Below are 6,074 nucleotides of genomic sequence, written 5' to 3'. Positions count from 1 at the left end.
TCCTTCAGTCCGAGCAGGGCGCGTCTGTCCATGCCGGGACGCTGGCACAGGGCGCTTAAGGCCCGGTTACGCCGCCGCCTCGACCGCGACCGGCTCCATCGGCCTCAGGTCCAGCCGGGCGAACAGGGCCGCGTCCTCGTCCTGTTCCGGGTTCGGCGTGGTCAGCAGCCTGCCGCCGACGAAGATCGAATTGGCCCCGGCCAGGAAGCACAGCGCCTGCATCTCGGCGCTCATCGTCTCGCGCCCGGCCGACAGCCGCACCATGGCCTTCGGGCAGACCAGCCGCGCCACCGCCACCGTCCGCACGAATTCGATCGGATCGATCTCGCCCTCGCGCTTCACCCGGTCGCCCAGCGGCGTGCCGGTGACCGGCACCAGCGCATTGACCGGCAGGCTGTCGGGATGTTCGGGCAGGGTGGCCAGGGCGTGCAGCAGGCCGGCCCGGTCGCGCCGCGCCTCGCCCATGCCGACGATGCCGCCGCAGCAGGTGCTCATGCCCGCCTCGCGGACATGCTGCAGCGTCTCCAGCCGGTCCCGATAGGTCCGCGTCGTCACCACCTCGGCGTAGTACGCCGGCCCGGTGTCGAGGTTGTGGTTGTAATAGTCCAGCCCCGCCGCCTTCAGCTGCCGCGCCTGGTCGGCGGTCAGCATGCCCAGGGTCGCGCAGGTCTCCAGCCCCAGGGCCTTCACCCCGGCGATCATCGTCGCCAGCTTCGGCGTGTCGCGGTCCTTCAGCTCCCGCCAGGCCGCCCCCATGCAGAAGCGGCTGGCCCCGCCGGCCTTCGCCGCCATGGCCTCGGCCAGCACCGCCGTCGCGTCCATCAGCTTCTCGGCCTTCAGACCGGTGTCGAAACTGGCCGACTGCGAGCAGTAGCCGCAGTTCTCGGCGCAGCCGCCGGTCTTGATCGACAGCAGCTGGCTCTTCTGCACCTCGGACGGGTCGAACCAGCGCCGGTGCACGGTCGCGGCCTCGAACACCAGCTCCATGAAGGGGCGGGCGAACAGCGCCTCGACCTCTTCCAGGGTCCAGTCATGGCGGGGGATCGACAGGTCGCGGGTCATGCCGCCTTCCCTGCGACAGGTCGGCGGAGAGCGCAAGTCAGGCCGTCGACGCCGCCTCGCCCGTCCCCGGCTGGCTGTCGTGTCATATAAGGACATCCTTATATGTTTCTTGCCCGGTCGACGACGGGCGGCTATACGGCCGCCGACCCTCGCCAGCCGCGCCCGCTCCGGAGCCCTCCATGACCGACTACATCGTCCGCGACATCTCCCTTGCCGGCTACGGCGAAAAGGAAATCGCCATCGCCGAGACCGAGATGCCCGGCCTGATGGCGCTGCGGGCGGAATACGGGGCGGCGCAACCGCTGAAGGGCGCGCGAATCGCCGGCTCCCTGCACATGACCATCCAGACGGCGGTGCTGATCCAGACGCTGGAAGCCCTCGGCGCCGAGGTGCGCTGGGCCTCGTGCAACATCTTCTCGACCCAGGACCACGCCGCCGCCGCCGTCGCCGCCGCCGGCACCCCGGTCTTCGCCGTCAAGGGCGAGACCCTGGTCGAATACTGGGACTATGCCCACAGGATCTTCGAATGGGCCGACGGCGGCTATCCGAACCTGATCCTCGACGACGGCGGCGACGCCACCCTGCTGTGCGTGCTCGGGCCCAGGGCCGAGAAGGACCCCTCGGTGCTCGACAACCCGCAGAACGAGGAGGAGGAGGCCCTCTACGCCACCATGAAGCGGTATCTGAAGGAGAAGCCCGGCTTCTATTCGGCCATCCGCGACGCCATCGGCGGCGTCTCGGAAGAGACCACCACCGGCGTCCACCGCCTCTACCAGATGGCCGAGCGCGGCGAGCTGCCGTTCCCGGCCATCAACGTCAACGACAGCGTCACCAAGTCCAAGTTCGACAACCTGTACGGCTGCCGGGAATCGCTGGTCGACGCCATCCGCCGCGGCACCGACGTGATGCTGTCGGGCAAGGTGGCGGTGGTCTGCGGCTATGGCGACGTGGGCAAGGGCTCGGCCGCCTCGCTGCGCAACGGCGGGGCCCGGGTCAAGGTCACCGAGATCGACCCGATCTGCGCCCTGCAGGCGGCGATGGAGGGCTATGAGGTCGTCACCGTTGAGGACGTGGCCGCCGAGGCCGACATCTTCGTCACCGCCACCGGCAACAAGGACGTCCTGACCGTCGATCACATGCGGGCGATGAAGAACAACGCCATCGTCTGCAACATCGGCCATTTCGACTCGGAGATTCAGGTCGCCGGCCTGAAGAATTTCAAATGGGACGAGATCAAGCCGCAGGTCCACCACATCGAATTCCCGGACGGCAAGAAGATCATCCTGCTGTCCGAGGGCCGGCTGGTGAACCTCGGCAACGCCACCGGCCACCCGTCCTTCGTCATGTCGGCGTCCTTCACCAACCAGACCCTGGCCCAGATCGAGCTGTGGACCAACAGGGCCGCCTACCGGAACCAGGTCTATGTCCTGCCCAAGCATCTGGACGAAAAGGTCGCCCGCCTGCACCTCGACAAGCTGGGCGCCCGGCTGACCACGCTGAAGCCGGAACAGGCCGACTACATCTCGGTGCCGGTCACGGGTCCGTTCAAGCCGGACCACTACCGCTACTAGAGCCTGATCGGTTGAGGCGGACTCGCTTCGCGATTCCGCCGATGCCGTGAATCAGGCTCCAGGGACCAGCGACGCCGCCCCTTCGTCCCGGACGCCGCGAGGCGGCGTTCCGGGCCGGCTCAGGCCGCCAGCGGCAGCTTCGGCGTCGCGGCGGCGCGTTCGACGCGACCGACCGCCCGCTCGCCGGCGTAGATGTCGACCCGCTCCCAGCCGGCGACGTCTTCGGCGACTCTCAGCGCGCCGGCGAGCGCCGCGCCGTCGTCCCGCGCGTCCAGCACGCACAGCTCGGCGACCGGGTCTTCAGCCGTGCCGACGATGCAATAGTAGCAGTCCATGGGGTCCTCGCTCGGCCGCCCTGAACTACCTGACCGACCACTCGTTCCTGTGACGGCTTTCCGACAGTTTTGTCGGGGCGGGCGGGTCCGGCTGTATCGGCGCATCGCCCCCCGCGTCCCCCCGACGGACGCTCCGGTTCAGCGGGCCGCTGGCGCCGCGCCCGGCCCGCGCCTAGAAGACGATCATGGCAAACCTGTTCGACATCCTCATCCTCGTGGCCGTCGCGGCCGTCGCCGTCACCCTCGCCTTCGGCATCCGCTCGCTGTACGGGACCGGGCCGGAGGCGCGCTCGCGCTCCAACCGGCTGATGCGGCTCAGGGTCGCCCTGCAGGCCCTGGCCGTGGCGCTGCTGGTCGTGGCCATGTGGTGGAAATCGACGCACGGAGCCTGAGCGCATGGTCGTCCTCAACCGCATCTATACGAGGACCGGCGACGGCGGCGACACCCGGCTGGCCTCCGGCGCCCCGGTGTCCAAGACCGATCCCCGGGTCGAGGCCTACGGCGCCGTCGACGAGCTCAACGCCGTGATCGGCCTGGCCCGGCTGCACTCGGGCCAGAACGACCGCGTCGACGCCATGCTGGGGCGGATCCAGAACGAGCTGTTCGACCTCGGCGCCGACCTCGCCACCCCGCACGACCCGCCGCCGAAATGGGAGGCCCTGCGCATCCTCGACGGCCAGGTCGAACGGCTGGAGCAGGAGATCGACTGGATGAACGAGAGTCAGGAGCCGCTCGACAGCTTCATCCTGCCCGGCGGCTCGCCCCTGTCGGCCCACCTGCACCTGGCCCGCACCGTCTGCCGCCGGGCCGAGCGCGAGGCGATCCGCGCGCGGGAGTCGGGGTGCGGGCTGTCGCCGGCCGCCCTGCGCTACCTGAACCGGCTCTCGGATCACCTGTTCGTCGCCGCCCGCCGGGCCAACGCCCACGGGGCCGACGACGTCAAATGGGCCCCCGGCGCGACGCGCTGAGGCCCTCAGCGGCCGGCCAGCGCCTCGCGCTGGCGCCGCACCTCGGCGTCCCGCGCCGCCCTGGCCGCCGCCAGCCGGTCCTCCAGCGCCACCAGCTCCCGGTTCTTGGCGTCCGAGGCCTCGGCCCGGCTCATGCCTTTCAGCTCCTCGATCTTTTCGGCGATCGAGATCGGCCGGGCGCAGATTCCGCCCTCGCGGTCCCACCAGCCGCCGTCCTGCTCGCAGCGCGTCTCCGGCGCGACCACCAGGGCCTGGTAGGCCAGGGCCCCGCCGACCAGCACCGCGAAGGTGGCCAGGAACAGCACGCTCAGTCGCTTCATGGTCAGCAGGCGATGCATCGCTGGGTTCCGCTCTTGATCCGGACATCGGGCCGCGGGCCCGTTGACGCGGCGTTACGTTGACAGGCCGGGGCAGGCGTTCCATTCCCTGCCCGCACATTCCGGCCATCTCATGGACAGCGCAATGAAGGTACTCGTCCCCGTCAAACGGGTGATCGACTCGAACGTCAAGGCCCGCGTCAAGGCGGACCAGACCGGCGTCGATCTGGCCAACGTCAAGATGAGCATGAACCCGTTCGACGAAATCGCCGTCGAGGAGGCCGTGCGCCTGAAGGAGGGCAAGGAGCATCACGCCGCCGGCACGGCCGACGAGATCGTCGTCGTCTCCATCGGCGTCCCCCAGGCCCAGGAGACCATCCGCACCGCCCTGGCCATGGGCGCCGACCGCGGCCTACTGATCCAGTCCGACGCCGACCTCGAACCCCTCGCCGTCGCCAAGCTGCTCAAGGCGGTGATCGACGAGGAGAAGCCCGATCTGGTGCTGATGGGCAAGCAGTCGATCGACGGCGACAACAATGCCGTCGGCCAGATGCTGGCCGCCCTGCTCGACTGGCCCCAGGCCACCTTCGCCTCGAAGATCGTCATCGACGGCGGCCAGTCTGGTGAAAGGAGGGCCACCGTCACCCGCGAGGTCGACGGCGGGCTGCAGACCGTCGCCGCCGCCCTGCCGGCCGTGGTCACCGTCGACCTGCGCCTCAACACGCCGCGCTACGCCTCCCTGCCCAACATCATGAAGGCCAAGAAGAAGGAGATCGCCGTCAGGGCGGTCGCCGACTACGGCGTCGACGTCGCGCCGCGCCTCAAGGTCCTCAAGGTCGCCGAGCCGCCGAAGCGGGGCGCGGGCGTCAAGGTGACCGACGCGGCCGACCTGGTCGCCAGACTCAAGACCGCGGGGGTGCTGTAATGGCCGTGCTCGTCATCGCCGACCACGACGGCGCCGCCGTCCGGGAGACCACCCGCAAGACCGTCACCGCCGCTTCCAGACTGGGCGGCGAGGTCGACATCCTCGTCGTCGGCCAGGCCGCCAGGGCCGCCGCCGACAGCGCCGCGAAGATCGCCGGGGTGCGCAAGGTCCTGCTGGCCGAGTCCGACGCCCTGGCCCACCGCCTGGCCGAGGCCGTCGAGGCCACCGTCATGGGTCTCGCCGACGGCTATGACGCCTTCCTGTCGCCGGCCAGCAACGACGGCAAGAATTTCATGCCGCGCATCGCCGCCAGGCTGGACGTCGCCCCGATCTCCGACATCGTCGAGGTGGTCGGCCCCGACACCTTCGTGCGCCCGATCTACGCCGGCAACGCCCTGGAGACCATCCAGACCTCCGACGCCAGCAAGGTCATCACCGTCCGCCCGACCGCCTTCGACGCCGCGGCCGAGGGCGGTTCGGCCCCCATCGAGACCGTCCCGGGCGCCGGGGCCGGCGGGGCCGGCTTCGTCAGCGAGGAGATGGTCAAGTCCGACCGTCCGGAACTGGGCGCGGCCAGGATCGTCGTCTCCGGCGGCCGGGCCATGGGCTCGGCCGAGGAGTTCCACGCCGTCATGGACCCGCTGGCCGACCGGCTCGGCGCCGCCGTCGGGGCCTCGCGCGCCGCCGTCGACGCCGGCTACGCCCCCAACGACTACCAGGTCGGCCAGACCGGCAAGGTGGTCGCCCCGGCCCTCTACATCGCCATCGGCATCTCCGGCGCCATCCAGCACCTGGCCGGGATGAAGGACTCCGGGATCATCGTCGCCATCAACAAGGACGCCGACGCCCCGATCTTCCAGGTCGCCGACTTCGGCTGGGTCGCCGACTACAGGAC

The 6,074-nt window shown here is 70.1% G+C and carries 8 protein-coding genes; 5 read left to right on the top strand and 3 right to left on the bottom strand.

Annotated features, from left to right (window positions below; translation table 11 throughout):
* Nucleotides 1–66 precede the first annotated feature (66 nt).
* A complete protein-coding gene (bioB, locus tag Q0588_RS05995; RefSeq protein ID WP_298744642.1) occupies nucleotides 67–1,062 on the bottom strand; it encodes a biotin synthase BioB in 996 nt (331 codons plus the stop codon).
* Nucleotides 1,063–1,241: 179 nt separating this feature from the next.
* Here bioB and ahcY point away from each other — a divergent pair, with 179 nt between their 5' ends.
* A complete protein-coding gene (gene ahcY / locus Q0588_RS05990) occupies nucleotides 1,242–2,633 on the top strand; it encodes an adenosylhomocysteinase (protein ID WP_298744640.1) in 1,392 nt (463 codons plus the stop codon).
* A gap of 119 nt (nucleotides 2,634–2,752) precedes the next feature.
* On the opposite strand, the gene Q0588_RS05985 is transcribed toward ahcY, so the two are convergent.
* Nucleotides 2,753–2,968 (bottom strand): hypothetical protein, encoded by a 216-nt coding sequence (locus tag Q0588_RS05985; protein WP_298744639.1) that lies wholly within the window; start codon nucleotides 2,966–2,968, stop codon nucleotides 2,753–2,755.
* 185 nt (nucleotides 2,969–3,153) lie between these two features.
* Here Q0588_RS05985 and Q0588_RS05980 point away from each other — a divergent pair, with 185 nt between their 5' ends.
* Both Q0588_RS05980 and Q0588_RS05975 read left to right on the top strand, forming a co-directional pair.
* Nucleotides 3,154–3,360: a twin transmembrane helix small protein gene (locus tag Q0588_RS05980; protein WP_298744638.1), complete on the top strand. Its 207-nt coding sequence runs from the start codon at nucleotides 3,154–3,156 to the stop codon at nucleotides 3,358–3,360.
* Between the two features lie 4 nt (nucleotides 3,361–3,364).
* Nucleotides 3,365–3,937: a cob(I)yrinic acid a,c-diamide adenosyltransferase gene (locus Q0588_RS05975; protein ID WP_298744637.1), complete on the top strand. Its 573-nt coding sequence runs from the start codon at nucleotides 3,365–3,367 to the stop codon at nucleotides 3,935–3,937.
* Nucleotides 3,938–3,942: 5 nt separating this feature from the next.
* On the opposite strand, the gene Q0588_RS05970 is transcribed toward Q0588_RS05975, so the two are convergent.
* Nucleotides 3,943–4,275 carry a hypothetical protein gene (locus Q0588_RS05970; RefSeq protein ID WP_298744636.1) on the bottom strand — a complete coding sequence of 111 codons (333 nt, stop codon included), beginning with the start codon at nucleotides 4,273–4,275 and terminating at the stop codon, nucleotides 3,943–3,945.
* A 124-nt stretch (nucleotides 4,276–4,399) separates the two neighbouring features.
* Here Q0588_RS05970 and Q0588_RS05965 point away from each other — a divergent pair, with 124 nt between their 5' ends.
* Nucleotides 4,400–5,179, top strand: a complete 780-nt coding sequence (locus tag Q0588_RS05965; RefSeq protein ID WP_298744635.1) for an electron transfer flavoprotein subunit beta/FixA family protein — start codon at nucleotides 4,400–4,402, stop codon at nucleotides 5,177–5,179.
* Nucleotides 5,179–6,074, top strand: an 896-nt coding sequence (locus Q0588_RS05960; protein ID WP_298744634.1) for an FAD-binding protein, incomplete at its 3' end; no start/stop codon positions are given. The genes Q0588_RS05965 and Q0588_RS05960, both read left to right, overlap by 1 nt.

It is taken from the genome of uncultured Brevundimonas sp., assembly GCF_937870815.1.
Classification (GTDB): Bacteria; Pseudomonadota; Alphaproteobacteria; order Caulobacterales; family Caulobacteraceae; genus Brevundimonas.
Note: the sequence above shows the minus strand (reverse complement) of the source record. Positions and strands in the feature narration are given on the sequence as shown.

Bases quoted from the DNA above. Each gene is read 5' to 3' on its own strand.
- ahcY (WP_298744640.1), top strand. From the start codon at position 1,242: ATGACCGACTACATCGTCCGCGACATCTCCCTTGCCGGCTACGGCGAA.
- Q0588_RS05985 (WP_298744639.1), bottom strand. From the start codon at position 2,968: ATGGACTGCTACTATTGCATCGTCGGCACGGCTGAAGACCCGGTCGCC.
- Q0588_RS05975 (WP_298744637.1), top strand. From the start codon at position 3,365: ATGGTCGTCCTCAACCGCATCTATACGAGGACCGGCGACGGCGGCGAC.
- Q0588_RS05965 (WP_298744635.1), top strand. From the start codon at position 4,400: ATGAAGGTACTCGTCCCCGTCAAACGGGTGATCGACTCGAACGTCAAG.
- Q0588_RS05970 (WP_298744636.1), bottom strand. From the start codon at position 4,275: ATGCATCGCCTGCTGACCATGAAGCGACTGAGCGTGCTGTTCCTGGCC.
- Q0588_RS05980 (WP_298744638.1), top strand. From the start codon at position 3,154: ATGGCAAACCTGTTCGACATCCTCATCCTCGTGGCCGTCGCGGCCGTC.
- bioB (WP_298744642.1), bottom strand. From the start codon at position 1,062: ATGACCCGCGACCTGTCGATCCCCCGCCATGACTGGACCCTGGAAGAG.